This is a genomic window from Pseudarthrobacter sp., from assembly GCF_036675385.1.
Classification (GTDB): Bacteria; Actinomycetota; Actinomycetes; order Actinomycetales; family Micrococcaceae; genus Arthrobacter.
Window position 1 is genome coordinate 1 of the sequence record NZ_JAKFFD010000184.1, and the last position, 25,290, is coordinate 25,290.

Below are 25,290 nucleotides of genomic sequence, written 5' to 3' on the forward strand. Positions count from 1 at the left end.
GTTGTCATCCTCGGACGGGCTGTAATCGGTGCGGATGGCACCGGTCTCGCCGTTGATGGCTTCGGTGAAGTAGTCGAAGGTGCCGGAGTCGGTGCCTGCGCCGAACAGATCAAGCTTTTCAGCGGGGAAGGACGGATCGACGTCCTTCCAGGTCTTGACCTTGCCTTCGGCTTCCGGGCCCCAGATCTTGTTCAGCTGCTTGACCGTGAGGCACTGGGCCCAGTCGTTCTCGGGGTTCACGACGACGGACAGGCCATCGTTTGCCATCACGATTTCGGTGTACGCAATGCCCTTGGCCGTGCACTCGGCGGCCTCTTCGTCCTTGATCGGGCGGGAGGCGTTCGAAATGTCGGTCTCGCCGGCACAGAATTTCTTGAACCCGCCGCCGGTGCCTGACGTTGCAACCGAGACGTTAATGCCTGAGTTCTTGCTGCGGAAACTGGTGGCTGCGGCCTCAGTCAAGGGAGCCACCGTCGAGGAGCCGTCAGCGGAGACGCTGCCGCTGGCGCCTCCTCCGGTTGTGGTTCCGGACGGGGCGTTGTTCTGCCCGCCGCAGGCTGTAAGGACGAGGAGCGCGGAGGCCAGGCTCAGGACTCCGAAGTAGTTGATGGCACGCTTTTGCACGGTCGATCATTCCCTCCATGAGCGGGTGATGACTCCCGCTGCGTTGCGGTGAATTCGGCGAGCACTTCGCTTAACACAATTGGAGTTGCTGAACATGAATACTGCATTAACGGCAGAGGTACTTCGGTGGACATCTCCCGGAAGCGCGCAGAATTCTTCGGGGATCCTTGCCGCAGCCGACAAGTCCTTCGTTGAAGGCTTAGCGGGTCATGATTGCAGCCCTTTTGATGCGTGGTGTGCCCTCATCCGCGACGACATCAACGCCGGCGTCCGAAAGCTCCATGCGGAACTCACAGGCAACTGAGCCTGCCGTATCCCGGTCGTATCTGTATTGTTCGGCACGTCCGGCGCCTCGGCTTAGCGCTGGCGGTGCCCGGGCAGATACGGTAGTAGCATGACGTCACCCACCGCCACCGAGACATTACGCCCCAAGCGCAACATCCCAGCAGAAATCGCCCGTTCGTGGCTTCTGGTCAACGCCATGAAAACCGACCTGTTTGACCAGTCGGCTGTTTCGCGCGCTGACTCGATCATCCTGGACATCGAGGACGCCGTGGACCCGTCGCAAAAGGACGAGGCGCGCGGACACGTGATTGAGTGGCTCAGCGGCGGCGGCCAGGCCTGGGTCCGCATCAACGATGCCACCAGCCCGTTCTGGGCCGATGACCTTGCAGGGCTGCGCGGTACGCCCGGGCTGCTCGGCGTGATGCTCGCCAAGACCGAATCAGCTGACCAGGTGACCGAAAGTTTCCACCGGATGGACGGCAAGACGCCCGTCATCCCGCTCGTGGAATCCGCTCTGGGCATCGAGGAAGCCAACAACATCGCCAAGGCCCAGGGTGCTTTCCGCCTGGCGTTCGGCTCCGGCGACTTCCGCCGCGACACCGGCATGGCGGCCACTCCCGAGGCTATGGCCTATCCGCGCGCGAAACTGGTGGTTGCCAGCCGCGTCGGCAACCTGCCCGGCCCCATTGACGGCCCCACCGTCGGCACCAACCACCCCATCCTGCGCGAGCAGACCGGCATCACCGTGATGATGGGCATGACCGGCAAGCTGTGCCTGGCCATCGACCAGACGAACGTCATCAACGAGGTCATCAGCCCCACCCCGTCGGACGTCGCCTGGGCCACGGACTTTATGTCCGACTTCGAGGCCAACGGCCGCGTCATCCGTGACGGCTCGGACCTGCCCCGCCTGGGCCGCGCCGAAAAGATCATGAAGCTCGCGGTAGCGTTCGGCGTGCAGCCCGCGCTGTAACGCCACCCGTACACCCAAGCACTGGAGACCCCGTGACCGATACCCGCTATCTGGTTCACGGGGTCTTTTGGGATGGCGCCCCGGCGCAGACGGTAAGGCACGACGGCGGCAGCCCGGCTCTGCGCCTCCAGTCACCGTCCGGGATCTCCGGGAGTTCAGCCTCGGGGCGGGCGCCAGGCTCGGTTTTGCGGTGGCCGATCACGGCTCTGCGTGGCCACGTTCGCCGGCGGCGCCGCAACGTGGGCACAGCGTCCCGGCCGTGCAGGAATCGCTGTTCTGAACGTGCTCGGTAGACTGTCACGGTGCTCAAAGAATTCTGGGAGTCAGCGCCCACCTCGTACAAAGTCCTGGTCTTCGGCGCCATGGGCCTCATCGGCGTCGGCATCATCCTGAACCTGATCGGCAACACGTCCGGAAACCAGGGCCTCGCCACTGCGTCACTGCCACTGATTGGGCTAGGCCTCCTGCTGCACATCGCCGGGATTGTGGTCCGCGGCCAGACCATCCGGAAGAACCTCCGCAAGTAGCCGTAATTCCGGGTGTCCCGGGGCAGACCGATAGGCTTGAGGCCATGACTATCAATCCGGACCTGCAGGGCCGCAGCTACCCTGCCGCAGAGGTTTACGACGTCGGCCGCGAGAAGATCCGCGAGTTCGCCCGCGCGGTCAAGGCCACGCACCCAGCCCACTTCGACGTCGAGGCCGCCAAGGCCCTGGGACACAAGGATTTGGTGGCACCACCCACCTTCGCCATCATCATCGCCCAGCGCGCCGATGCCCAGCTGATCGAGGACCCGGACGCCGGCATCGACTTCTCCCGCGTGGTACACGCCGATCAGCGCTTCATCCACCACCGCCCCATCCTTGCCGGCGACCGCCTGGTTGCCGAACTGCACGTTGACGGTGTCCGTGCAATGGGCGGCGGGGCCATGATCACCACCCGCCAGGAAATTTTTGCCCTGACCGACGACGGCAACGGGTCGCGCGAGGCAGTCGCCACCACCACCTCATCCATCCTCGTCCGCGGAGAGGGACAATAACCATGAGCCCCAGCTTCCACGAACTCAGCGCCGGCCAGGACATCGGCAGCCGCACCATCGAGGTCACCCGGACCGACCTGGTCAAGTACGCTGGCGCCTCCGGCGACTTCAACCCCATCCACTGGAACGAAGCCTTCGCCACCGGCGTGGAACTGCCCGGCGTCATCGCCCACGGCATGTTCACCATGGGTGCCGCCGTTCAGCTGGTGACCGACTGGGCAGGCGACCCCGCCGCCGTCGTCGACTTCCAGACCCGCTTCACCAAGCCGGTCCTGGTTACGGACACCACCGGAACCATGGACGCCGGGGCCACCATCGAGGTCAGCGGCGCCATTGGAAAGCTCGACGCCGATGCGGGCACCGCCCGCATTGACCTCACGGTGGTCGCTGCCGGCCAGAAAGTGCTGATGAAGGCCCAGGCCGTCGTCAGGCTGTCATGATCCTTTGACCGTCAACAAAACTGCCGCTGCCGAGGTGACTGCCTGGCGCAATGCCGTGGTGGTTGCCTACGCCGGCAGCGGGCTGGCCTTCGCGTCCTGGGTTTCCCGGCTTCCGGCCATCCGCGACGGGCTGGACCTGACCCCCGGCACGGTCGGTTTGCTGTTGCTGTGCATGACCCTGGGATCGTTCGTCTCGGTGTCCGCATCGGGGCTGATCGTGCTCCGCCTGGGCTCGAAACGGACCATCCGCACGGGCGCCATCATGGTGGCCTGCGGCATGGCCATCACCGGATTCGGAACGTCGGTCCTGGCCACGCCGGTCGCGGTGGCCGTGGGACTTGCCGTCATCGGGCTCGGCTCCGCCAGCTGGAGTACGGCCGCCAACGTCGAGGGCGCCTCGGTGGAACGCGCGGTGGGCCGGCACATCATGCCCAGGCTCCACGGCGCATTCAGCCTCGGCACCGTGGCAGGTGCAGGCCTTGGGGCGTGGGCCGCAGCCGCTTCCGTCCCGGTGTTTTGGCACCTGGCGGCGGCCGGCGTCGTGGTTGCCGTCTCGGTGACGACGGCGGCAGCCTGGTTCCGTGCGGATGTCACCCCGGTCGCGGGGGAACGGAAGTATGTCCCGGACAACTTCGAGGACCCGTTCACGGGCCCGATCCCCATTGTCACCGCCGGGGCGTCGGCTGACGCTTCCGGCGCCCCGCTGGACAACAAGCGGAAGATCGCGGAGGCCTGGCGCGACCGGCGCACCCTGCTTCTCGGAGTCATGGTCCTGGGACTTGCCTTGGCCGAAGGTGCGGCAGGGGACTGGGTGGCACTGGCCCTCGCCGACGGGCACGGCCAGACCGACGCCGCCGGAGCCGCCGGCTACGGGCTCTTCGTGACCTTCATGACCATCGGACGGTTCGCCGGCACGGTGGTCCTGGACCGTTTCGGCCGCGTTCCCGTGATGCGCTGGTGTGCCGCGCTGGCGGTGTTCGGACTCGGACTGTTTGTGTTTGCCCCCGTTCCCTGGCTCGCCTTTGTGGCCCTGGCCATCTGGGGACTCGGCGCCTCGCTGGGGTTCCCGGTGGGCATGTCGGCCGCCGCGGATGATCCCGCCAAGGCTGCGGCCCGCGTCTCGGTGGTCTCCACCATCGGCTACGGCGCCTTCCTGTGCGGGCCGCCGCTGCTGGGCCTGCTGGCTGAACACGTGGGCATCCTGCACTCGCTGCTGGCCGTGATGGTCATGCTGGCGGCCACCTTCCTGCTCTCACCGGTGGCCCGGAAAGTTACCTAGCCTTCCCCCTAAGTTAGGGTGGATAGGTGACTTCCATCCTGCTTTCTGCCCTGACCACGGCCGCCGTCGGGGGTCCCGCCGGCAAGTACATTGAGGCCAGCACCGAGGCGGAGATCATCGACGCCGTCCGCACAGCTGACGCCGCGGGGGAGCAGGTCCTCATCATCGGCGGCGGCTCCAACCTCCTGATTTCCGACGACGGGTTCCCCGGTACGGTGATCAGGATCGCCTCGGAAGGGTTCACGGTCAACGCCGAGGACTCCTGCGGCGGCGTGGCGGTAGTGGTCCAGGCCGGCCACAACTGGGATGCTCTCGTGGAACACGCCGTGCTGCATGCGTGGTCCGGCATCGAAGCACTCTCAGGCATCCCGGGGGCCACGGGCGCCACGCCCGTGCAGAACGTCGGGGCCTACGGCTCTGACGTCTCCCAGACCATCGCGGCGGTCCGCACCTGGGACCGGACCCGGAACGCGGTCCAGACGTTCACCAACTCCGAGCTGAAGTTCGGCTACCGCGATTCCATCCTGAAACAGACCACGGTCCAGGGCTCACCCCGCTACGTGGTGCTGACCGTGGAATTCCAGCTCCCGCTGGGCCGGATGAGCGCGCCCATCCGCTACGCCGAACTGGCCCGCTCACTGGGCGTCGAGGCAGGCAAGCGTGCGTACTCCAACGATGTGCGCCGGGAGGTCCTGAGGCTGCGGGCATCCAAAGGCATGGTGCTGGACCCGGCCGACCGGGACACCTATTCCACCGGCTCCTTCTTCACCAACCCCATAGTCCCCGTGGACGTGGCGGCAACGCTGCCGGAGTCCGCACCGAAGTACCCCGCCGGGGCGGACGGGCTGGTGAAGCTGTCCGCCGCGTGGCTGATCGACCAGGCAGGGTTCGGCAAGGGCTACGGCCTGGAGGGGGCCAGCGCCTCCGGCGGGCGGGCGTCACTGTCTACGAAGCACACGCTGGCCATCACCAACCGCGGCTCCGCCAGCGCCAAGGACATGTTGGCGATCGCGCGCGAGGTGCGCGCCGGCGTCGTCGAACGCTTTGGCATTGAACTGCACCCGGAACCGTTGCTCATCGGCCTGACGCTCTAGCGTTCAGCTCGTCGAACGCATCAGCCTGCTTGCGTGACCGGCGCCAGGTGCCCGTCAACGGCGCCGATCAGCCGGACGTTCGTGGCCATGCCCAGCAGGGCGGCGGCCCAGCCGGTCAGCGCCAAATATGGCCCCATAAACAGCCAGACCATAAGGCCCGGAGCCGCCGGGTGGGTCGCGGCGGCAAGAATGCAAACCACCAAACCGATCACGGCGGTGGCCTGGGCGAGGATCCAGAGCAGCCGGCCGCTGACGGGATAGAGCTTCCAGTCACGGACGATGCGGACCTTGCCGCGGCCCACCCGGATACCGGGAAAAAGCACGGCGTACCCTCCGCCGAGCGACAGGAACAGGGAAGGCAAGAGGAGTTCCAGGGGTGCCTCGCCGCCGCCTCCCGGGAATCCCTGGGGCTGGAAACCAATGGCCGGGGCCAGCCCGATGGCCACGCCGGCCAGGACCGATACGGTCCCTGCCACCAGCCATGCCTGTGTTCCGCGCGCGAACAATTGCCACAAACTCCCCAAAGTCATGCTTACACCCTATCGGGCCAGGTCCTACGATGAGGACATGGCAGTGAACCGCGTAAGCCCCAAGGTGCTGGGCAGGTTACGCCTTGCCTCTCAAGGACTGCTCGGTACCGGACTCGGCTCCGTAGAGGCCGCGGTCCGCTGGATGACGGCCACGCAGGCTCAGGACCTGCAGGCCGCGCTCTGGGCCATCGGCGTCCGCGTTCCGGGCGCAGGGTTGACTGACGTGCGCGACGCGCTGGACAGCGGAAGGGTGGTCCGGTCCTGGCCGATGCGCGGCACCCTGCACCTGGTGGCTCCGGAGGATCTGCGCTGGATGCTGGACCTCACCACCGAGCGTCTTAGCCGCATCATTGCCGGCCGGCACCGGGAACTGGACATCACCTGGGCGGACATCGAGAAGTGCCGCGACGTTGCCTTGGAGCGGATTGCGGCCGGCGGTCCCGTGAGCCGGACCGAACTCTTCGAGGTGTTTGAGGCAGCCGGGCAGCCCACCTCCGGCCAGCGGGGGATCCACCTCCTGGGGACGCTGTGCCGGCACGCCTGGCTGGTTCAAGGCCCATTGGCCGGGAACCAGCAGCTGCTGGTGGCGTTCGATGACTGGATTCCGGTGTCGCGCGGGCTTGAGCGGCAGGAAGCGATCGCCGAGTTCATGTTGCGCTACTTCCGCAGCCACGGCCCTGCCACCGTCCGCGACTTCGCCTGGTGGACGCAGATTCCCCTGACCGACGTGCGGGCGGCCTTTGAGCTGGTCAGCGGGCAGCTCGTGGAGCTGGAATTCGGGGGCGTCCACTATTGGATGTCACCGGAGACTGCATCAATGCTCGACGACGGTGTGCCCGGCCAGCGGTCCGTCCTCCTCTTGCCGGGCTTCGACGAGTTTGTGCTGGGCTACATGGACCGGAGCCTTGTGCTGGCCCCTGAGCACGCCAACAAGATCGTCCCGGGCGGCAACGGAGTGTTCAAGAAGACCGTCGTGGCAGGGGGCGAGGTGATCGGCACGTGGGCGCGGGCCGGCACCAGCCGCAGCGCCGCCGTCGTGCCTGAACTGTTTGACGACGCCAAGCCACTTGGACCCGCTGCGCAGGCCGTGTTCAGCAAGGCCGCCGTACAGTACCTCGCATTCCTGGACAGCTAGGCCAGGCCCCATTCGCCGCCCCGCCGAACACGAGCGGTGCTGCCGAACTCGAGCGGCCCTGCCCCGCAAAAGCGGTGCGGGGCAGCACCGTTCCTGCGGGGCAGGGCAGCGAATGATGCCGGAAGAAGCGGATGCGTGTATTTCTGCCGGGGGTTGTCCACATAATGTGCCCGCGCTCTACCGGGGCCAGCCGTGGTCCGAGAACCTTGGACCATGAATGGCGACAAAGTCCGTGTGCTCCTGGATGGGCGCTGGCCAGCCTTCCCCGTTGCCTCCACGCAACAGTTGGACGCGGCAGGGCTGGACGAGCGGGTCCTGACCGCGGCAGTCCGCGCCGGAACCATCCTGCGCCTTCGACGCGGAGCTTACGTCCGGAACGCTGACTGGAAGGGAGCGGAGCCGTGGACCAGGGAGGCCCTGCGGATCCAGGCGCACTTCCTGTCCACCGGCGGGGCCTGCCGCTACAGCCATATCAGTGCCGCCAGACTGCATGAGTGTCACGTCTGGGATGCCGGGCCCATGATCCACGTCACCACGGCCTACGCCAACTCGACGAAAAGTGCCGGCACGGACGTCCGCACCCACCGGATGGACCTGCAACCCGTAGACGTGACAACACGGTGGAGCATGGATGGCAAAGAGATTCTGGCTACCGGCATTGAACGGACCGTCCTGGACTGCGCCCGTATCCTGCCACTGGAGCAGGCAGCTGTGATCGGCGACCACGCGCTGCGCAAGGGAGCCGGGATCGACAGCATGCGGCAACTTCTGGACGTGGGACCCGTCAAACGCGGGAACCGGCGGGCGCTGGATCTGTTGGCGGCCCTGGATGGGCGGTCGGAATCAGTGGGGGAGACCCGGACCAGGCTGCTGCTGCGATCATTCGATCTGCACATGTTCATTCCGCAGTTCGAGATTCAGACGCCAAGTGGACAATTCAGGGCAGACTTCGCGGATCCGATGACCCGCATAGTGATTGAGTTTGATGGCAGCGGCAAATACACCGACTACAGGCCCACGGAGGAGGTGCTGCTCGCAGAGCGTCGCCGGGAGAACGCACTGATCGAAGAAGGCTGGCTGGTCCTTCGACTTGAGTGGAAGCACTTGGCGTATCCGGCAGAAGTGCGGCGCCGGCTGTTGGCCATGATGGATCGGTCCAGGATCTTGCGTGCGTCAGGCTTGGCGTGCTGAACGCAAGGACGCGTGCTGAACGCAAAGACGGCTCTGCCCCGCACGAGCGGTGCGGGGCAGCACCGTTCCTGCGGGGCAGGGCCGTTCGAATGGCGGGGAACCGCGGGAGGTTACAAGTTCCCGGTGGCGATGTTGAGCATGCGGCGCAGCGGCTCGGCGGCGCCCCAGAGCAGCTGGTCGCCAACGGTGAAGGCGCTGATGTATTCAGGGCCCATTTCCATCTTGCGGATGCGGCCCACGGGGATGTCCAGCGTGCCGGACGCGGCCACGGGGGTCAGGCCCGCCATGGAGTCTTCCTTGGTGTTCGGGATGACCTTGGCCCACTCGTTGTCCTCGGCGAGGAGCTTCTCGATCTCGGCCACGGAGAGGTCCTCGCGGAGCTTGAGCGTCAGCGCCTGGGAGTGGGAGCGCATGGCGCCGATCCGGATGCACAGGCCGTCCATGATGATCCGGTTTTCGTCCGAGGTGCCCAGGATCTTGTTGGTTTCAACCCCGGCCTTCCACTCCTCCTTGGACTGTCCGTTGCCGAGGTCCGCGTCGATCCACGGGATGAGGGAACCGGCAAGGGGCACGCCGAACTGGGTTGCGTCGATGTCGGAACGCTGGTGGGCCAGGACCTTGCGGTCAATTTCCAGGATGGCCGACGCCGGGTCGTCCAGTTCCGAGCTCACTTCGGCGTTGAGCGTGCCGAACTGGCTGAGCAGCTCACGCATGTGCCGGGCGCCGCCGCCGGAGGCAGCCTGGTAGGTCATGGACGTGCCCCATTCGACGAGGCCGTTCTTGAACAGCCCGCCGAGGCCCATGAGCATGCAGGAAACGGTGCAGTTCCCGCCGATGAAGTCCTTGGTCCCGTTGACCAGGCCCTTGTCGATGACGTCGCGGTTGATCGGGTCCAGCACGATGATCGAGTCGTCGTTCATGCGCAGCGTGGAGGCGGCGTCGATCCAGAGGCCGTCCCAGCCGCGGCCACGCAGCTCGGTGTGCACGCGCTTGGTGTAGTCCCCGCCCTGGGCGGTGACAATAATGGGCAGCTTAGCCAGCGTGTCGACGTCGAACGCGTCCTCAAGCTTGCCGACGGCAGCACCGGCAATCGACGGCGCGGCACCTCCCGCGTTTGACGTGGAGAAGAACACCGGGTTGATGTTGGCGAAGTCGCCCTCGTCCTGCATGCGCTGCATCAGGACGGAGCCGACCATGCCGCGCCATCCGACCAGGCCGACGGAGGGGGTAGCTGCTGTAGTCATTCGTCCAGTTTAGACGCCGGAACGAGCAGGTCGCAGTCGGTTACGTCACTCGCGCCGGGATGCGTACGAACGGCGTGCGGGGGAAACAGGCGTCAGCTGCGGTTGGTTTCCGCCAGCACCGCGGCTTTGCGGAGTCGCAACGCGTAGAAGGAGCCGAAGGCAAACACCTGCGTCACCACCACCAGCACGATGGCCCCCGCGACCTTGTTGCCGCCCAGGATCATGGTCAGGCCCACGATCGCAGACAGCAGCGCGAACAGCGGCAGCAGCATGTAGCCCAGCACAAACAGTGTTTCCGGTTTCTTCAACATCTCAGCCCTGCGTCCTAATCCATTTGGTAAACCTGTAGCGCGTTCCGTTGGCTGCCGTCAGCCATCCGTCTGGCGGGACGGACGCGGCCGCCTCCCAGGTTTCGTCGAGGTCTGGAGCGAACGTGTCGCCGTCGGCCTCCACATCGATGGTGGTGACCACCGCGACGTTGGCGAGTCCGGTGGACTGGCGGAAGACTTCCCCGCCGCCCAGGATCCACACGGTCCCGCCGCCGTCGACGAACTGCGACTCAAGGAGGGCATCATCCAGGGAGGGGACCACGACGGCGCCCACCGCCTCGGGCGATTCGCCCCAGTTTTTCTGCCGGGTGATCACAATGTTTGTCCGGCCGGGCAGGGGACGGTACTTGTCCGCGAAGGACAGCCACGTCTTGCGGCCCATGATCACGGGGTGCCCCATGGTGAGCCGGTTGAAGTGCTTGAGGTCCTCAGGGAGGTGCCAGGGCATATCGCCGTCCTTGCCGATCACACCGCCGGACGTCTGCGCCCACACAAGGCCGACGCCGGTCACGGAACCGGCGAGTTCCTGCGTGAAGTCCTGGGGGTCTGCTGCATTTTCGGTGCTCATACGGCAATCGGGGCCTTGATCGTGGGGTGGTGCTGGTAGCCCACCACTTCGAAGTCCTCGAGCGTGTAGTCGAAGATCGACGCCGGCTTCCGGGTGATCTTAAGCTGCGGGTATTCATACGGTTCCCGGTCCAGCTGCTTCAGGACCTGGTCCATGTGGTTCTCGTAGATGTGGACGTCGCCGCCTGTCCAGACAAACTCGCCGGGCTCCAGCCCCACCTGCTGCGCAATCATGCACGTCAGCAGGGCGTAGGAGGCGATGTTGAAGGGGACACCCAGGAACATGTCCGCCGAGCGCTGGTACAGCTGGCAGGACAGTTTGCCGTTGGCCACGTAGAACTGGAAGAACGCGTGGCACGGGGGCAGTGCCATGTCCTTGAGCTCGGAGACGTTCCAGGCAGACACGATGTGCCGGCGCGAGTCCGGGTTGGTCTTGAGGTTCTCCACCAGCTCGGCGATCTGGTCAACATGGCCGCCGTCAGGGGTGGGCCAGCTGCGCCACTGGACGCCGTAGACGGGGCCGAGTTCGCCGTTTGCGTCGGCCCACTCGTTCCAGATGCTGACGCCCTGGTCCTGCATCCATTTGACGTTCGATTCACCGCGCAAGAACCACAGTAGCTCCACCGCCACGGACTTGAAATGCACGCGTTTGGTGGTGATCAGGGGGAAGCTCCGGCCAAGGTCAAAGCGCAGTTGACGGCCGAAAACGCTGGTGGTTCCGGTGCCCGTGCGGTCGGATTTGTGCGTGCCATGGGCCAGGACATCGCGCAGGAGGTCTTCATAAGGCGTCGGGATGCTCACGGCTAAAGTCTACCGGGCCAAGCCCTGCCGGCCCCGCAATGGTCCCGCGGCCGGCCTCAGTGTTGGCCGCCGGCCGCGCATCGGATCAGCCCTTCCTCAGCTTGCCGCGGACCAGATCGAGCAGCAGCTCATCGGTGAGCCGGGCGTCGCGGCCGGCATTGACCAAAAGGTCGACGGCGGCAGTCACCGCTTCCGGCACCGGCCCGCCTGCCTGCTGGGCGCCGCCCGGTGCCGGCTGCGCGACGACGGTGCCGTTGCGCCGTCGGGATTCAATGAGTCCGGCAGCCTCAAGTTCCTTGTACGCCCGCGCGACCGTTCCGGCGGCGATGCCCAGATCGGCGGCCAGGCTGCGGACGGTGGGCAGCCGGCTTCCGGCGGTGAGTGTTCCGGTGGCGATCAGGGCGCTGATCTGCGAGCGGATTTGTTCATACGGCGGGGTTGCCGAGCGCAGGTCCACGGAGATGCCGGCGTTCACGGCACCCCTTCCCGGACAGGCTTCACCGGGGCGGCCGGAGTCCGGGCGAAACCCTTGACCGGGATGACGGCGATCACCACGCCGGCAGCCGCGAGCAGCACCCCGGCAATGATGGTCGGCTGCCACGGGGCTGCCCAGGTTGTTGCCGGCAGGCCCAGCAACGGCGGCCAGGCCTGGCTTGCCGTCATCAGCAGCACGCCCGCCTGGGCTGTGCAGTACGCGGCGAACGTCCGCACCACACGATGGACCGTGATGGCCCGCAGCGCGGCGTCCAGGCCGTGGATGTCGGTGGATATGCTGCGACGCCTCCGGGCCGCAACAACCGGCAGGCTGGCGATGGCCGCGACGGCCGCCGTCGCCACCGCCGCGACCACCCAGCCGGGAGAACCATCGGGGGCAGTGCCGTCCGGGCGCAGAATACCGTCCAGCCCGGCCTCACGCAGTTCCCATTCCCCCGCAGCAGTCAGCACCGTGATCGCGACGAAGAGTACGACGGCGACGATCGCCGTGGTGAGCAAAGCCGGGCTCACCACCTGCCGCGGCCATGTCCGCGGTATCCCGTGGGTGCCATAGCTGCGCTGGAGCAGCAGCTCGCCAGCCCCAGCCACCAGCAGAACGGCTGCCGCCATCAGCGCGACAAACAGCACCGGCAGCCCCGGAAGACCGGCGCCGAGAAGAAAGAATCCCAACGGGGCGGCGAGCAGCGGGGCCAGCCCTATGGCTGCCCCGAGGGAAACAACGAGACGGGTTGCCGGATGCGCGGCGGCCGGTGATCCTGAGAGCGCTGCCCTGTTCCCCTTGCCGTTGACCTGGACGCTGGGCAGCTTGGGTGGCGCCCACCCCCACATGACCAGCAGCACTACGAACGCCGCGAATCCGGCCGGGTTGGTCCAGCTGGTTACATTGGCGGCCGGATCGGGCCGGGCAGCAAAGTTGCCTGCCACCGCGGCAAGCCCGGCGGCGATGGTTGCGACGGTCCTCAGGAGCCTGTTCATGGCGATGGTCCGCAGCAGGTCGTTCTCCGGTGCATCCAGGGCCTCGAGCTGCCTCCGGTGGCTGATGAGTGTGAGCACCAGCGCGGTTCCCAACGCGAGGGTTAGCCAGGCGGCGCCCAGGCAGGCGGCCAAAACGAAACCCTGGATCCGGCCGTCCCCACCGGTGCGCCTGAAACTGCCGGGGTCTTCCTGCAAAGCGCCATACGGGATGGCGTCGTAGGCCGGAAGGCCAGCCACAAACCCGATCTGCAGCGCCGAACCGACAAAGATCGCAGCGACAGTCCAGGCGAGGGTACGGGGCAGGTAGTCCCGGACGAGGCGGATCTCCAACGAGGCCAGCCGGCGCGGGAGCCGGGGTCCGGGGTAGCTCAGCTGCCCCACGGCATGGACCGCCACGCAGCCCAGGACCGGCCACGCCAAAGCTCCGAGGATGCTTGTGGGCGTGGCCAGGGCGGGCGATGTGTTGCCCGCCGGAAGGATGCCCGCAGTCCACGCGGGCTGCAGGGAGCTAGCCAACCATCCGATCACGCCGATCCACAGCGCATGCTGGGAAACCGTCACGGCTGTGGTCCCGCCGCCCGGGGCCCTGATCACCCACCGCAACAGCAGGTACAGGCCGGCGGCCAACAGGAACGGCCACAACATGACCATGGGCGGCACATTGTGAACCGCTAATTCGAGACCGTCGACGCCCGGCACATCATCCCCCAGATTTTGCGCATCAATGTACTAAGTATTTGATACAAACATCTCGGGGTCAACAGGCTGCGTCGCGGCCGGGCGAGCCGAAAACCTAGTCGTCGAAGGGCTTGAACTGCTCCACTGCCACGATGCGGCGCCTGTTGTCGATGGCCACGTGGCACACCACCAGCTCACCAGGGGACAGGTACGGGTCGGCGTCCGGCAGGAGCGCGCGCACGCGGCCGGGCATGTGCTTGCCCAGCTGGCCCAGGATGGTGGGCAGGGCGGGGCGGTGCGTGCAGACGGCGACGGGGCGTGCCTTCTCCAGGAGCGACTCAATGGCGGCAGCGGTTTTTTTGGGGGTCCTGGCGTGCCGGTGTTCCGTCAGCGCTTCCACCAGTTTGACCTTGGCCCCTGTTGCCCTCAGGTATGGCGCCACGGTTGACACGCAGCGCTGCCAGGGACTCGTCACCACGCGGGGTGGCTTCCAGGCCTGCAGCAGCCGGCTGACGGCCTGCGCCTGCCTGATTCCCGTCGCGGCCAGGGGCCGTTCACCCTCGGCTTTGGACCAGGACGAGCGGGGCTTGGCCTTTGCATGCCGCACCACAATCAGCGGCCACGTGTTCAGGTCACCCCGGCCATGGGCTGCCCGCAGGTACTCCAAGGGAACGACGTCGGTCGGATTGGACAGCAGCCCCGCGGCCGTTTCAGGGGCGCACCACACCACGCGGTCCACCTCCTTGCCGTCGGGAACGAGGCGGGCTCCGTTGACGTGGACCGCCCAGTAGTGGACCACCTTCAGTCCAGTCGCCACCCGGTAGTGGATCGGCGGCAGCGGAATGCCCAGGGGTGCATCAAGTCCGATCTCCTCCTGCACCTCACGGGCCGCGCATTCGGGAAGGGTCTCGCCGGCGTCGATCTTGCCCTTGGGCCAGGACCAGTCGTCGTACCGCGGACGGTGGATCAGCAGGACTTCGAGACCTTCAGAGTTGATACGCCAGGGCAGCGCCCCGGCTGCGACGACGGCGACTGCCTCGCCGGGATGATCTGTTTGGTCTGCTACGAGGATGTCGCTCGCCAACGCCGCAGCCCTACCGACGGCTCAGGCTGCGCTGGCGGGTGCGCGACGCCAGCAGCCAGGACTGGATGTCGTCGAGGTGGCTGCCGTCGTCGGCAATGTGGTGCCGGTTCCATAGACCCTGGCTATCCAGATGCCAGCTGGCGGTCTCCGGATCCATGTAGCGGCGCAGCAGGTTAAGGACGTAGCTGATGTCGTCGGGATTGGACAGCTGGACAAGGGCCTCGACCCTGCGGTCCAGGTTCCGGTGCATCATGTCCGCCGAGCCGATGTAAACCACAGGATCGCCGCCGTTGGCAAAGGCGAACACCCGGGAGTGTTCCAGGAACCGGCCCAGCACGGAGCGCACCGTGATGTTGTCACTGAGGCCCGGAACGCCGGGACGCAGCGAGCAGATGCCGCGCACAACGACGTCCACCATCACGCCGGCCTGGGACGCGCGGTAAAGGGAGTCGATGATGGCTTCATCCACCATGGAGTTGACCTTGATCTGCACCCTGGCGGCCAGCCCGGCCCTGGCGTTGCGGATCTCGGTCTCGATGCGGTCGATCAGCCCGGAGCGGACGGAGCGCGGAGCCACCAAGAGCCGCTTGAACGTTGACTTCGGAGCATAGCCGGAGAGCTGGTTGAACAGCTTGGACAGGTCCTCGCCCACCTGGTCGTTCGCGGTCAGCAGGCCAAGGTCCTCGTAGTAGCGCGCGGTCCTCGGGTGGTAGTTTCCGGTGCCGATGTGGCAGTAGCGGCGCAGCCCGTCCACTTCCTGGCGGACCACCAGCGACAGCTTGCAGTGGGTTTTCAGGCCCACGATGCCGTAGACCACGTGGACGCCCGCCTGTTCCAGCTTGCGGGCCCATGAGATATTGGCCTGCTCGTCGAACCGGGCCTTGATCTCCACGAGGGCCAGCACCTGCTTGCCGGCCTCGGCGGCATCGATCAGGGCGTCAACGATGGGGGAGTCGCCCGAAGTCCGGTACAGGGTCTGCTTGATGGCCTGGACCTTGGGGTCCGCGGCCGCCTGTTCCAGGAACGCCTGCACGGAGGTGGAGAAGGAATCGTACGGGTGGTGAAGCAGGATGTCGCGGCGGCGCATGGCCGAGAAGACGTTGGCGGCCTTGGACGTCTCGGACTCGTTGAGGAACCGGGACGTGTGCGGCATGTGCTTGGGGTAATGAAGGTCGGCACGGTCAATTCCGGCAATGACGGACAGGCCGCGGAGGTCCAACGGAGCCGGGAGCGAGTACACCTCGGACTCGTCCACTCCGAGCTCACGGATGAGCAGGGCCCGGATGTTCGGGTTGATGTCGTGGGTGACCTCGAGGCGGACGGGCGGGCCGAACCGGCGGCGCAGCAGTTCCTTCTCCAGCGCCTGCAGGAGGTTCTCGGCGTCGTCCTCTTCCACTTCGAGGTCCTCGTTGCGGGTGACGCGGAAGATGTGGTGTTCCAGGACTTCCATGCCGGCGAAGAGCTTGTCCAGGTGGACGGCGATGACTTCCTCAAGCGCGATGAAACGCGCCACGCGTCCCGCGACCGCCCCTGCCCGCGGACCGTCGATGGAGATCAGGCGGGGAAGCTGGTCCGGAACCTTGAGGCGGGCGAAAAGTTCCTTGTCACTCACGGGGTTGCGGACCACCACGGCCAGGTTGAGGGAGAGGCCCGAAATGTAGGGGAACGGGTGTGCCGGGTCCACGGCCAGCGGCGTCAGGATCGGGAAGACCTTTTCGGCGAACATGGCGCTGAGCTGCTGCTTGGCGGTGTCGTCCAGTTCGTCCCAGTGCATCAGGTGGATGTGCTCGTAGGCCAGGGCGGGGCGGATCTGTTCGGCGTAGACCTGGGCATGGCGCTGCTGGAGGCGGTGGGCTTCGTCCCCGATCTTCTCCAGCACCTCCACCGGGCTGAGGCCGGCAGGGGAGGGCACGGCGAGGTTGGTGGCGATGCGCCGCTTCAGGCCCGCCACCCGGACCATAAAGAACTCGTCCAGGTTGGACGCGAAGATGGACAGGAACGCCACGCGTTCCAGGAGGTGGAGCGTAGGATCTTCGGCGAGCTCGAGGACACGGGAGTTGAAAGCCAGCCAGCTGAGCTCGCGGTCCAGGAAACGGTCCGGCCGGATGTCCCCTTCGGGCACAAGGTTGGGCGCAAACTCGGGGATGTCGATCCGGTCCTGCGTTGCGCGCGAGGCAGGGACTTCGGATGAGCCGAAGCGCGCGCGCACCGGCGCTGAAGCGCCCTCGGACGTGACTGTTCCGGCGGGTTCCGGTTTCATGGTCTCTCCTCTTACCTGGCGCTTGATGCTGGCCCTCGGCCGGCGCGGTTCTTTACCAACCTTACAATCAATCAGCGTCCACAAGCCCTAGATTTCGGGCCACCTGAAGTCGTTAGTCACACGAGTGGGATAACTCACCCGGGTGCCACTAAACGGAGGCCAGCGGTCCGTACATCACGTCCATATCCCAGCGTGTGAAGCCCAGGCCCCGGTAGAGGGAAACGGCAGCGGTGTTGTCGGCATCCGTGTAGAGCATGACGGCGTGAAGCCCCAGACCCTGCAGATGCCTGATGCCAGCCACTGTGAGGGCTTTACCCAGGCCCATACCCTGCGCGGCCGGCGTGACACCAACAGCGTAGACCTCGCCAATCGCCGGGTGGGCGCCGTGGCGCGGATGCACCTTGGTCCAGTGGAATCCCAGCAACCGGTCCTCGGCGTCCACGGCCAACAGAAAGCCGGCGGGATCAAACCAGTCCTCGGCCATGCGGGCATCCAGGTCCGCGCGGGACATCGAGCCCTGCTCGGGGTGGTGGGCAAATGCGGCGCGGTTCGCAGCCAGCCAGCGGTCCTCGTCCTTGCCCGGCACAAAGGGGCGGAGCGTGACGCCATCCGGCAGGCCGACGTCGGGCAGTTCTGCCGTGGCGGTGGTCAGCCTCATCTTCCAGAGTTCGCGCACCGGACCGTAGCCGTAGCGGGCGGCGAGGTCCGCGGCTGCCTCGTGGTTGCCGTGGGACCATGCCTTCAGCCCATCCAGCCCTCGCCCCGACTGGAGTGCGCCGACAAGCCTGTCCGCCACGCCCTGGTTGCGGTAGCTGGGGTGGACGGCAATTTCCAGCACACCGCTGCCGTCCGGCTCCTCCACAACAACGGCAAACCCGGCCAGGTCCTGGCCGGAGGAGGGATCGGAGTCCTCGTCCGGCGCGTAGAGCGCCAGGGTCAGGAGGGAACGCTCGGCGGAGTCACCGGCACGGAGCGTTACCACCGTTTGCTCGGAAAGTGAGGGGTTGCCGTCAGACTCCTCGGCAGCTGCGAGGAGCGCCACGGAGTCCTTCAGCAGCTGTTCTTCCAGACCGCCGTGGACGATAAGGACGGGCCATTTTTCCGGGTGCGCAGGACTCATGAGGCTAGGCTATACGCCCCGGCCGGAAGGCGCTCCGATTTGATGGCCACGGGGCGGGCACGTATAGTCGATATCTCACCCGCCGGTAACGGTGGGAAACGAGGGGGATCCACCAGTGGGGTGGCCTCGATACGTTCGACCCGTATGTCCTCCACAAATACAGCATCACTAAGACAGGAACAGCCCCGGACCAGAGGTCCGGGGCTGTTCCTGTCTTAACGGTGTCAGGCTTCCGTCAGTTCGTCTTCCTGCTGCCGCACCAGGGTCAGGCGGTAGCCGACGTTCCGGACCGTGCTGATCAGGTTTTCGTGGTCCGCGCCGAGTTTGGCCCGCAGCCGCCGGACGTGGACATCCACGGTGCGCGTGCCGCCGTAGTAGTCATAGCCCCACACTTCGGTGAGCAGTTGCTGGCGGGTGAAGACGCGGCCGGGGTGCTGGGCCAGGTATTTGAGGAGTTCGAATTCCTTGAACGTCAGGTTCAGCGGGGCGCCGTTGACGCGGGCAGTGTAGCTAGCTTCATCGATGACCACGCCTGCCGCCCGGATCTCCGTGGGGGCGTCATCCTTGTCCGGCACTGCGCGCGCCACGGAGAGCCTGATGCGGGCTTCCACTTCGGCGGGACCGGCTGAATCGAGCACGATGTCATCCACGGCCCAGGCCGAAGAAACAGCGGCCATGCCGCCCTCGGTCAGGATCAGGACCAACGGTGCGCTCAGACCTGTGGCCTTGAGCAGCTGGGTGAGGGAGCGGGCGCCCACCAGGTCCTTGCGGGCGTCGAGAAGCACAATATCGCAGGGATCGGTCTCCAGCAGGGCTGTGGGTTCCGCGGCGAGGATGTGCACGCGGTGGTTCAGCAATTCCAGGGCAGGCAGAATGTCTACCGAAGAACCGGTGCTGTTCGTCAATAGCAGGATGTGCGACATTGTTCCTCCAAGGGGCGTCCGCGCATCTTCGGGCGACTGAACCGGGTTTTCACCGGCCGGTACTATCTCCACTGCAGCGGACATGGCCGACTAAGAATCTATCCGGCCGGCATCCGTAGCAGGAAGCGTAGCTGAACTCTGAGTATACCCACCGGCCTGCACGACAGCACGGATTCCGCCCCCTCAAACCTTCGTTTTGCGACATATCCGGGTCATATAAGGCAGGATTGAACCGTCGGGCAGAACGCCCTGACACCGAAGGCCGAGCCGCCGGGTCCACAGCCAGAATGGGATGCCACGAATTGAGTGCAGAGTCGAAGCCGAAGCGAACCGGCCGGCCGGGTTCCCGGTGACCGCCGAGGTGCAGGCCCCGGCAAAGTCACTGGGCTCGTGGGTCATCGGTGTTGTCGGAGTGGCGGGACTCGTAGCGATCATCGCCGGCGTCTACATCTCACGCGAGGTACTCATCGGCGTCGCTGTGGTGATCGCTGTGGCAGTAGGCATCGGCTGGCCCCATTTCCTGCGCATCCCCGCGAAAAAGACCCTAGCAGCCGTCATTGCGCTGCCCGGCGTCGGATCGGCGCTCGCTGCCGGTTTTGTCCCCGCCCCGGGTTTTCTGGACTGGACACCGGCGTTCATGGCGTTGGGAATGATGGCTGTGTTTGTGGTGCAGCTCATCCGAGGCACGGGCCAGGCCCAACGGCTTGAGTCCACCCTGGGCTGCTGCGCCGGGGTGCTCCTCTCGTGCCTGGGGGCAGGCTGGATTGCCGGCGCGCGCTTCAACGGCGTGCGGGAGATGCTCCTGGTGGCAGCCGTCAGCGCTGCCGTGGCTCTGCTGGCCGGCCTGATCCGCTGGCCGGACAGCATCGTGGCCCCCCTCGGCATCGTGATGGCAGGACTTGCCGGGCCGCTCGCCGGCCTGGTCTTCTCCGATATTGCCGTTCTGCCGGCGGCGACCTTCGGTGTTGTGGTGGGCGCCGTGCTGGTCAGCTTCCGCCGACTCGTAACACTCCGCGGCGGTCCGCTGAATCTTCTGGCTGCGGTTAGCATGGGCCTTGCGCCGGTTTCGGCCGTGGGCTCCCTGGCTTACTTCATAGACAAACTACTCATCTACTAACCGGTTAGGATGGCATCATGTCCGTTCTTGCATTTGAAATCTTCTTCCTCGTCCTGCTCGGCATCGCCAGCCTGTCCATGGCCTGGTTCGCCGGCTTTGTGGTTTACCGCCTCTTCAAAGGCCAGAAGTAAACCCGTTCAACGAGCTAGCATTTTCCTGAGGTAATTGCCGTGCCGATAGAAATTCCTACAGACCTGACACCGGAACTTGTTCCGCTTTCCTGGCTCATTGGTGAGTGGGAAGGCAGCGGCCGTCTCGGCAGCGGGGACGAGGACTCGGAGCACTTCCTCCAGCATGTCTCCTTCACGCACAACGGCTTGCCGTATCTTCAGTACCGCGCGGAGAGCTGGTTAACCGACGACGACGGCACGCGCCTGCGGCCGCTGACGGTTGAGACCGGTTTTTGGGCGCTGGAGCGCAAACAGCTTGATGCCGACGGCGGACCGGGCCTGATTCCGGCCGATATTGTTCCCGCTCTTAAGAGCGCCGATGAAGTCGAAGCGCTCCGCAATAAAGACGGCGGGTTCGATATCTCGGTGTCCATCTCACATCCCGGCGGGATCTCCGAGCTCTACTACGGGCAGATCAAGGGCCCGCAGATCCAGCTGACCACCGACATGGTGATGCGCGGCAGCCATTCCAAGGACTACAGCGCGGCCACCCGGATCTTCGGACTGGTGGACGGCAACCTGCTCTGGCGCTGGGACGTGGCCACCGGCGGAACATCGCAGCCCGGCAAGGGCCTCGAAGCGCACGCCTCTGCCTTCCTGAAAAAGGTTTCCTGACGCCCTGCAGTGGCACCGGTCATCAGTAGACTTGGCATCCTGGGCTTCACCCACGAGTGAATCAAGGGAGCATCATGGCTACACAGAAGGACTCCACGGATTACAGCGACCTGAAGGCTGTGTTCTTCAACGGCACTCTGAAACGTTCGCCGGAGACCAGCAACACCGAGGGCCTGATCAATGTCAGCCGCCTCATCATGGAGAAGCAGGGCGTGAGCACCCGCGTGATCAGGACTGTCGATCACGACATTGCCAGCGGTGTTTACCCGGACATGACCGAGCACGGCTGGCCGTCCGATGAGTGGCCGGAACTGTACCCTGCAGTTGAAGAGGCCGACATTGTGGTGGTGGCCGGTCCCATCTGGCTGGGCGACAACTCCTCCCAGACCAAGAAGCTGATCGAACGGCTTTACGCGCATTCGGGGGAACTCAACCACAAGGGCCAATGGGTGTTCTACCCCAAAGTTGGCGGCTGCCTGATCACCGGCAACGAGGACGGCATCAAGCACTGTTCCATGAACGTGCTGTACAGCCTGCAGCACATCGGCTTCACCATCCCTCCCCAGGCCGACGCCGGCTGGATCGGCCCGGTTGGCCCCGGCCCGAGCTATCTTGACGAAGGCTCCGGCGGCCCCGAATCCGACTTCACCAACCGCAACACCACTTTTATGACATGGAACCTGCTGCATTTCGCCCGGATGCTTAAGGACGCCGGCGGGATTCCCGCCTACGGCAATCTTCCTGAAGAATGGAAAGCCGGAACACGCTTCGACTTCGAAAACCCGGAATACCGCTGACCGGAATACCCACCGACCTAAGGACGTTCCCCCAGTATGACTACTCCCAGCCCCCTACTGTCGCGCCCCGGCGCCGTCGAGGCCACCGGCGCGGACACCGGCGTCGCATCCCACTACGGTGAGCCGTTGCGTGAGCAGCGCGCCCTCGCGGCCGGCACCGCCGTCGTCGACCTCTCCCACCGCGGCGTGGTGACGGTCAGCGGTCCGGACCGGCTGACCTGGCTGAACACCCTGTCTTCCCAGCAGGTCACCGGCCTGCAGCCGGGGGAGTCAAGTGAGTTGCTGCTGTTGAGTATCCAGGGCCGGATCGAGTTTGACGCCCGTGTAGTGGACGACGGCGGGACCACCTGGCTGATTGTTGAAGCCGCCGAGGCTGCACCGCTGGCTGAGTGGCTGAACAAAATGAAGTTCATGCTGCGCGTGGAGGTCACCGACGTCTCCGCCGACTGGGCCGTGCTCGGGTCCACCAAGACTGTGGAGGAATGGTCCGGGCTGCTGGCCTGGCGGGATCCGTGGCCGCACGTCGGCGCCGGCGGCTACTCCTACGCTGTGGTTCCGGAGGAAGGGCACCCGGGGCTGGAGCGCCCCTGGATCGAGTACCTCGTCCCGGCCGCTGCACTTGAGGACACTTTGGCGGACCGCCCGCTCGCCGGTGTTATGGCGGCCGAAGCCCTCCGCATTGCCGCGTGGCGCCCCAGGCTGGGCGCGGAAACCGACGACAAAACCATTCCGCACGAACTGGACCTCCTCCGCACCGCCGTGCACTTGTCGAAGGGTTGCTACAAAGGCCAGGAGACCATCGCCCGCGTGCACAACCTGGGCCATCCGCCGCGGCGCCTGGTGTTCCTCCAGCTGGACGGATCGCAGCACACCATGCCCGCGCCCGGTAGCCAGGTCATGCTGGGCGAGCGGAAGGTCGGAACAGTGACCTCCGTTGCGCAGCACTACGAAATGGGCCCGGTGGCGCTGGCCGTCATCAAACGGTCCGTCGCACCGGACGAAATGCTGACCGTGCTGGACGGCGAGGAGCCTTACATCGCTGCCCAGGAAGTAATTGTTGCCCCCGACGCCGGCCAGGTAGTGGGACGCCAGACTGGATTCCTGAGGGGGACCCGCTCATGACCGAGAACACCGCACCCGACGCCGCTACGCCCGGTGCCGCCAAACCCGAGGCCGCACCCGACGACGAAGCGGTGGCGTTGGCGCACCGGCTCTTCCAGGCTGCCCGGGAGGGGGACACCGGCCTGCTGCGGAGATATCTCGAGGCCGGGGCGCCCGCCACCATGACCAACACTGCGGGCGATTCGCTGCTGATGCTGGCCGCCTACCACGGCCACGCTGAGACGGTACAGCTGATCCTGGAGCACGGCGGCGAGGCCAACACGGCCAACGACCGCGGCCAGACCCCCTTGGCCGGTGCAGCATTCAAGGGGTATGTGGACGTGTCCCGCGTGTTGCTGGACGCCGGTGCAGATCCCGACGCCGGCAGCCCCTCCGCCCGGGCCGCCGCGCAGATGTTCGCCCGCACCGACATCCTCGATCTGCTGGGCAACTGAGGCTTGGAAAGTGTAGCGCGGCCCTGGCCAGCCCTCTGGTCCCTGGTCATCGGGTTCTTTATGATCCTGATCGACACCACCATCGTTTCGGTGGCCAACCCCAGCATCATGGAGGGACTGGAAACGGACATCAATGCCGTGATCTGGGTGACCAGCGCCTACCTGCTGGCCTACGCCGTGCCGCTGCTGATCACTGGCCGGCTCGGCGACCGCTTCGGACCCAAGAAGCTCTACCTCTCCGGCCTCGTGGTCTTCACGCTCGCCTCCCTCTGGTGCGGGCTGGCCGGTGACGTCCAGACGCTGATCACGGCCCGGATCTTCCAGGGCCTGGGCGCCGCCATCATGACGCCGCAGACCATGGCGGTGATCACCAGGATCTTCCCGCCGGACCGCCGGGGCGCCGCCATGGGCCTGTGGGGCGCCACCGCGGGCCTGGCAACGCTGGTGGGACCAATCCTGGGCGGCCTGCTCGTGGACAGCCTCGGCTGGGAATGGATCTTCTTCATCAACGTCCCGGTCGGCATCGTTGGATTTATCCTCGCCTGGCGGTTCGTCCCCACCCTCAGCACGCACCCCCATAAGTTCGACATCCCGGGCGTGCTGCTCAGCGCCGTCGGGCTGTTCCTCCTGGTGTTCGGCATCCAGGAAGGCGAGACGTACAACTGGGGGACCATCGTGGGCCCCGTCAGCGTCTGGGGTCTCATCATCACGGGCATGGTGGTGCTTGGGGCGTTCATTCTCTGGCAGCGCTTCAACAAGGGCGAGCCGCTCCTGCCGCTGGGCCTGTTCCGGGACCGCAATTTCTCCTTGGCCAACATCGGGATCACCACCGTTGGCTTCACCGTGACCGCCTTCGCGCTGCCCCTCATTTTCTACTACCAGCTGGTGCGGGGCATGACGCCCACCGAATCGGCGCTCATGATGGTTCCCATGGCCCTCATCTCCGGTGGCCTGGCGCCCGTGGTGGGCAAGATCATCGACCGTGTCGATCCGAAGTACATCACTGCCGGCGGGCTGGTCCTGATGGCCGTGGCGCTGTTCTGGAACTCCGCCCTGATGCACCCGGATACACCGATCCTGCTCTTCCTCCTGCCCAGCGCCGTCCTGGGGTTCGCGAATGCCGGCATCTGGGCGCCCCTGAGCTCCACGGCCACGCGCAATCTGCCCCCGCGTCAGGCCGGGGCAGGTTCCGGGGTCTACAACACCACCCGCCAGATCGGCGCGGTACTGGGCAGCGCGGCCATCGCAGTGCTCATCCAGGCGCGCCTGGCCGCGGAGCTTCCCGCGCACGGTCCCGGGGCGGGCGGAATGGAATTCTCCGGCCAGTTGCCTGAGGCGCTCCATGGGGGATTCTCGACGGCGATGGGACAGTCCATCCTGCTTCCTGCCGGTGTGATCCTGGTGGGCGCTGCCGTGGCACTGTTCTTCGCCAAGCCCAAGGCCGTGGCGGGCTGGAGCGGTCAGCCGGCGGCTCCGGCCGTAGAGGCCACGCGGGCGTCCCAGGCGGCGTCACAAAAGTAGGCAGCCGTCCCAGACAGCGTCAGCCCAGGTGCACGCTGGTCTGGATGCCGCCAGTGGACAGGCCCAGCTGGCGCGCCAGGGCCACCGCCCCGGTGTTGCTGACTTCGGCCCGCCACTGGATGGTGAGGCCGGCCGCGAGGGCCTCGTGGGCTGCGATGGATGCGGCCACGGATCCCAGCCCGCGGCGCCGCCACTCGGGGTCCACCAGGACTCCCATCTGCGCGAGAAGTCCTTCCCATTCCCCGTAGGCGCCGCAGGCCACCGGAACACGCAGCCCGTCCACCTCGTGGAGGATCGTGTAGCGGTTTTCGAGTTCTGACAGGTGCACTTCGTTGACGTCGTCCGGCGGGCACAGGCCTTCGAGCTCGATCGCCTCCGGGTTTCCGTGGGACACGGTCAGCTCTTCGGAAGGCTGGCGCAGGGGCAGGTCGTCGGCGAAGAACAACGC

At 66.0% G+C, this 25,290-nt stretch carries 27 protein-coding genes; 14 read left to right on the forward strand and 13 right to left on the reverse strand.

All coding sequences use genetic code 11. From position 1 onward, the window contains the following. A partial coding sequence (locus V6M49_RS15775; protein ID WP_332761939.1) for a substrate-binding domain-containing protein occupies positions 1 to 624 on the reverse strand: 624 nt, incomplete at its 3' end. Positions 625 to 1,018: 394 nt separating this feature from the next. On the opposite strand from V6M49_RS15775, the gene V6M49_RS15780 reads away from it, so the two are divergent. From V6M49_RS15780 to V6M49_RS15805, 6 genes are all read left to right on the forward strand, one after another. Continuing rightward, on the forward strand, positions 1,019 to 1,882 hold the full coding sequence (locus V6M49_RS15780) for an HpcH/HpaI aldolase/citrate lyase family protein (RefSeq protein ID WP_332761940.1): 864 nt from the start codon (positions 1,019 to 1,021) through the stop codon (positions 1,880 to 1,882). A 302-nt stretch (positions 1,883 to 2,184) separates the two neighbouring features. Beyond that, positions 2,185 to 2,409: a DUF3188 domain-containing protein gene (locus V6M49_RS15785; protein WP_252598440.1), complete on the forward strand. Its 225-nt coding sequence runs from the start codon at positions 2,185 to 2,187 to the stop codon at positions 2,407 to 2,409. Between the two features lie 44 nt (positions 2,410 to 2,453). Continuing rightward, positions 2,454 to 2,921: an FAS1-like dehydratase domain-containing protein gene (locus V6M49_RS15790; protein ID WP_332761944.1), complete on the forward strand. Its 468-nt coding sequence runs from the start codon at positions 2,454 to 2,456 to the stop codon at positions 2,919 to 2,921. Positions 2,922 to 2,923: 2 nt separating this feature from the next. Beyond that, positions 2,924 to 3,361, forward strand: a complete 438-nt coding sequence (locus V6M49_RS15795; protein ID WP_104061887.1) for a MaoC family dehydratase — start codon at positions 2,924 to 2,926, stop codon at positions 3,359 to 3,361. Positions 3,362 to 3,365: 4 nt separating this feature from the next. Then, positions 3,366 to 4,640, forward strand: coding sequence for an MFS transporter (locus tag V6M49_RS15800; protein ID WP_332761946.1), 1,275 nt, complete (start codon positions 3,366 to 3,368; stop codon positions 4,638 to 4,640). Between the two features lie 26 nt (positions 4,641 to 4,666). Next, the gene (locus V6M49_RS15805) at positions 4,667 to 5,734 is read left to right on the forward strand and encodes a UDP-N-acetylmuramate dehydrogenase (RefSeq protein ID WP_332761947.1); all 1,068 of its coding nucleotides are present in this window, start codon (positions 4,667 to 4,669) and stop codon (positions 5,732 to 5,734) included. A 20-nt stretch (positions 5,735 to 5,754) separates the two neighbouring features. Here the strand turns inward: V6M49_RS15805 and V6M49_RS15810 are convergent, their stop codons facing one another. Beyond that, positions 5,755 to 6,264 carry a hypothetical protein gene (locus V6M49_RS15810; protein WP_332761948.1) on the reverse strand — a complete coding sequence of 170 codons (510 nt, stop codon included), beginning with the start codon at positions 6,262 to 6,264 and terminating at the stop codon, positions 5,755 to 5,757. Positions 6,265 to 6,301: 37 nt separating this feature from the next. Here V6M49_RS15810 and V6M49_RS15815 point away from each other — a divergent pair, with 37 nt between their 5' ends. Then, the gene (locus tag V6M49_RS15815) at positions 6,302 to 7,399 is read left to right on the forward strand and encodes a winged helix DNA-binding domain-containing protein (protein WP_332761964.1); all 1,098 of its coding nucleotides are present in this window, start codon (positions 6,302 to 6,304) and stop codon (positions 7,397 to 7,399) included. A gap of 213 nt (positions 7,400 to 7,612) precedes the next feature. After that, positions 7,613 to 8,590, forward strand: a complete 978-nt coding sequence (locus V6M49_RS15820) for a type IV toxin-antitoxin system AbiEi family antitoxin domain-containing protein (protein WP_332761949.1) — start codon at positions 7,613 to 7,615, stop codon at positions 8,588 to 8,590. Between the two features lie 110 nt (positions 8,591 to 8,700). Here V6M49_RS15820 and asd read toward each other — a convergent pair whose 3' ends face one another. The 10 genes from asd to V6M49_RS15870 all read right to left on the reverse strand — a co-directional run bounded on the left by asd (position 8,701) and on the right by V6M49_RS15870 (position 19,066). Next, positions 8,701 to 9,834, reverse strand: coding sequence for an aspartate-semialdehyde dehydrogenase (gene asd, locus V6M49_RS15825; RefSeq protein WP_332761950.1), 1,134 nt, complete (start codon positions 9,832 to 9,834; stop codon positions 8,701 to 8,703). 92 nt (positions 9,835 to 9,926) lie between these two features. Next, on the reverse strand, positions 9,927 to 10,145 hold the full coding sequence (locus V6M49_RS15830) for an NF038396 family protein (protein ID WP_332761951.1): 219 nt from the start codon (positions 10,143 to 10,145) through the stop codon (positions 9,927 to 9,929). 1 nt (position 10,146) lies between these two features. After that, a complete protein-coding gene (locus V6M49_RS15835; RefSeq protein ID WP_141141239.1) occupies positions 10,147 to 10,731 on the reverse strand; it encodes a dihydrofolate reductase in 585 nt (194 codons plus the stop codon). Beyond that, entirely contained in the window at positions 10,728 to 11,531 is an 804-nt protein-coding gene (locus V6M49_RS15840) for a thymidylate synthase (RefSeq protein WP_141141238.1), read from the reverse strand. Before V6M49_RS15840 ends, V6M49_RS15835 begins: the two co-directional genes overlap by 4 nt. 85 nt (positions 11,532 to 11,616) lie before the next feature. Then, on the reverse strand, positions 11,617 to 12,006 hold the full coding sequence (locus V6M49_RS15845) for a GntR family transcriptional regulator (protein WP_332761954.1): 390 nt from the start codon (positions 12,004 to 12,006) through the stop codon (positions 11,617 to 11,619). Continuing rightward, positions 12,003 to 13,652: a hypothetical protein gene (locus V6M49_RS15850; protein WP_332761955.1), complete on the reverse strand. Its 1,650-nt coding sequence runs from the start codon at positions 13,650 to 13,652 to the stop codon at positions 12,003 to 12,005. Before V6M49_RS15850 ends, V6M49_RS15845 begins: the two co-directional genes overlap by 4 nt. A gap of 142 nt (positions 13,653 to 13,794) precedes the next feature. Continuing rightward, positions 13,795 to 14,763 (reverse strand): NUDIX hydrolase, encoded by a 969-nt coding sequence (locus V6M49_RS15855; RefSeq protein WP_332761956.1) that lies wholly within the window; start codon positions 14,761 to 14,763, stop codon positions 13,795 to 13,797. A gap of 10 nt (positions 14,764 to 14,773) precedes the next feature. After that, entirely contained in the window at positions 14,774 to 17,023 is a 2,250-nt protein-coding gene (locus V6M49_RS15860; RefSeq protein WP_104061897.1) for an RNA degradosome polyphosphate kinase, read from the reverse strand. A 148-nt stretch (positions 17,024 to 17,171) separates the two neighbouring features. Continuing rightward, entirely contained in the window at positions 17,172 to 18,143 is a 972-nt protein-coding gene (gene mshD / locus V6M49_RS15865; RefSeq protein WP_332761958.1) for a mycothiol synthase, read from the reverse strand. 224 nt (positions 18,144 to 18,367) lie between these two features. After that, entirely contained in the window at positions 18,368 to 19,066 is a 699-nt protein-coding gene (locus V6M49_RS15870; protein WP_056344481.1) for a winged helix-turn-helix transcriptional regulator, read from the reverse strand. 382 nt (positions 19,067 to 19,448) lie between these two features. Here V6M49_RS15870 and V6M49_RS15875 point away from each other — a divergent pair, with 382 nt between their 5' ends. From V6M49_RS15875 to V6M49_RS15900, 6 genes are all read left to right on the forward strand, one after another. Further along, the gene (locus V6M49_RS15875) at positions 19,449 to 20,183 is read left to right on the forward strand and encodes a permease (protein WP_332761965.1); all 735 of its coding nucleotides are present in this window, start codon (positions 19,449 to 19,451) and stop codon (positions 20,181 to 20,183) included. A gap of 170 nt (positions 20,184 to 20,353) precedes the next feature. Next, positions 20,354 to 20,968: an FABP family protein gene (locus V6M49_RS15880; RefSeq protein WP_056344475.1), complete on the forward strand. Its 615-nt coding sequence runs from the start codon at positions 20,354 to 20,356 to the stop codon at positions 20,966 to 20,968. Between the two features lie 74 nt (positions 20,969 to 21,042). After that, entirely contained in the window at positions 21,043 to 21,765 is a 723-nt protein-coding gene (locus V6M49_RS15885; protein WP_141141233.1) for a flavodoxin family protein, read from the forward strand. A gap of 36 nt (positions 21,766 to 21,801) precedes the next feature. Further along, on the forward strand, positions 21,802 to 22,887 hold the full coding sequence (gene ygfZ, locus V6M49_RS15890) for a CAF17-like 4Fe-4S cluster assembly/insertion protein YgfZ (protein ID WP_141141232.1): 1,086 nt from the start codon (positions 21,802 to 21,804) through the stop codon (positions 22,885 to 22,887). Continuing rightward, a complete protein-coding gene (locus V6M49_RS15895; RefSeq protein ID WP_141141231.1) occupies positions 22,884 to 23,321 on the forward strand; it encodes an ankyrin repeat domain-containing protein in 438 nt (145 codons plus the stop codon). Before ygfZ ends, V6M49_RS15895 begins: the two co-directional genes overlap by 4 nt. 3 nt (positions 23,322 to 23,324) lie before the next feature. Further along, positions 23,325 to 24,842 carry a DHA2 family efflux MFS transporter permease subunit gene (locus V6M49_RS15900; RefSeq protein ID WP_332761961.1) on the forward strand — a complete coding sequence of 506 codons (1,518 nt, stop codon included), beginning with the start codon at positions 23,325 to 23,327 and terminating at the stop codon, positions 24,840 to 24,842. Positions 24,843 to 24,861: 19 nt separating this feature from the next. On the opposite strand, the gene V6M49_RS15905 is transcribed toward V6M49_RS15900, so the two are convergent. Next, positions 24,862 to 25,290, reverse strand: a 429-nt coding sequence (locus tag V6M49_RS15905) for a GNAT family N-acetyltransferase (protein WP_332761963.1), incomplete at its 5' end; no start/stop codon positions are given.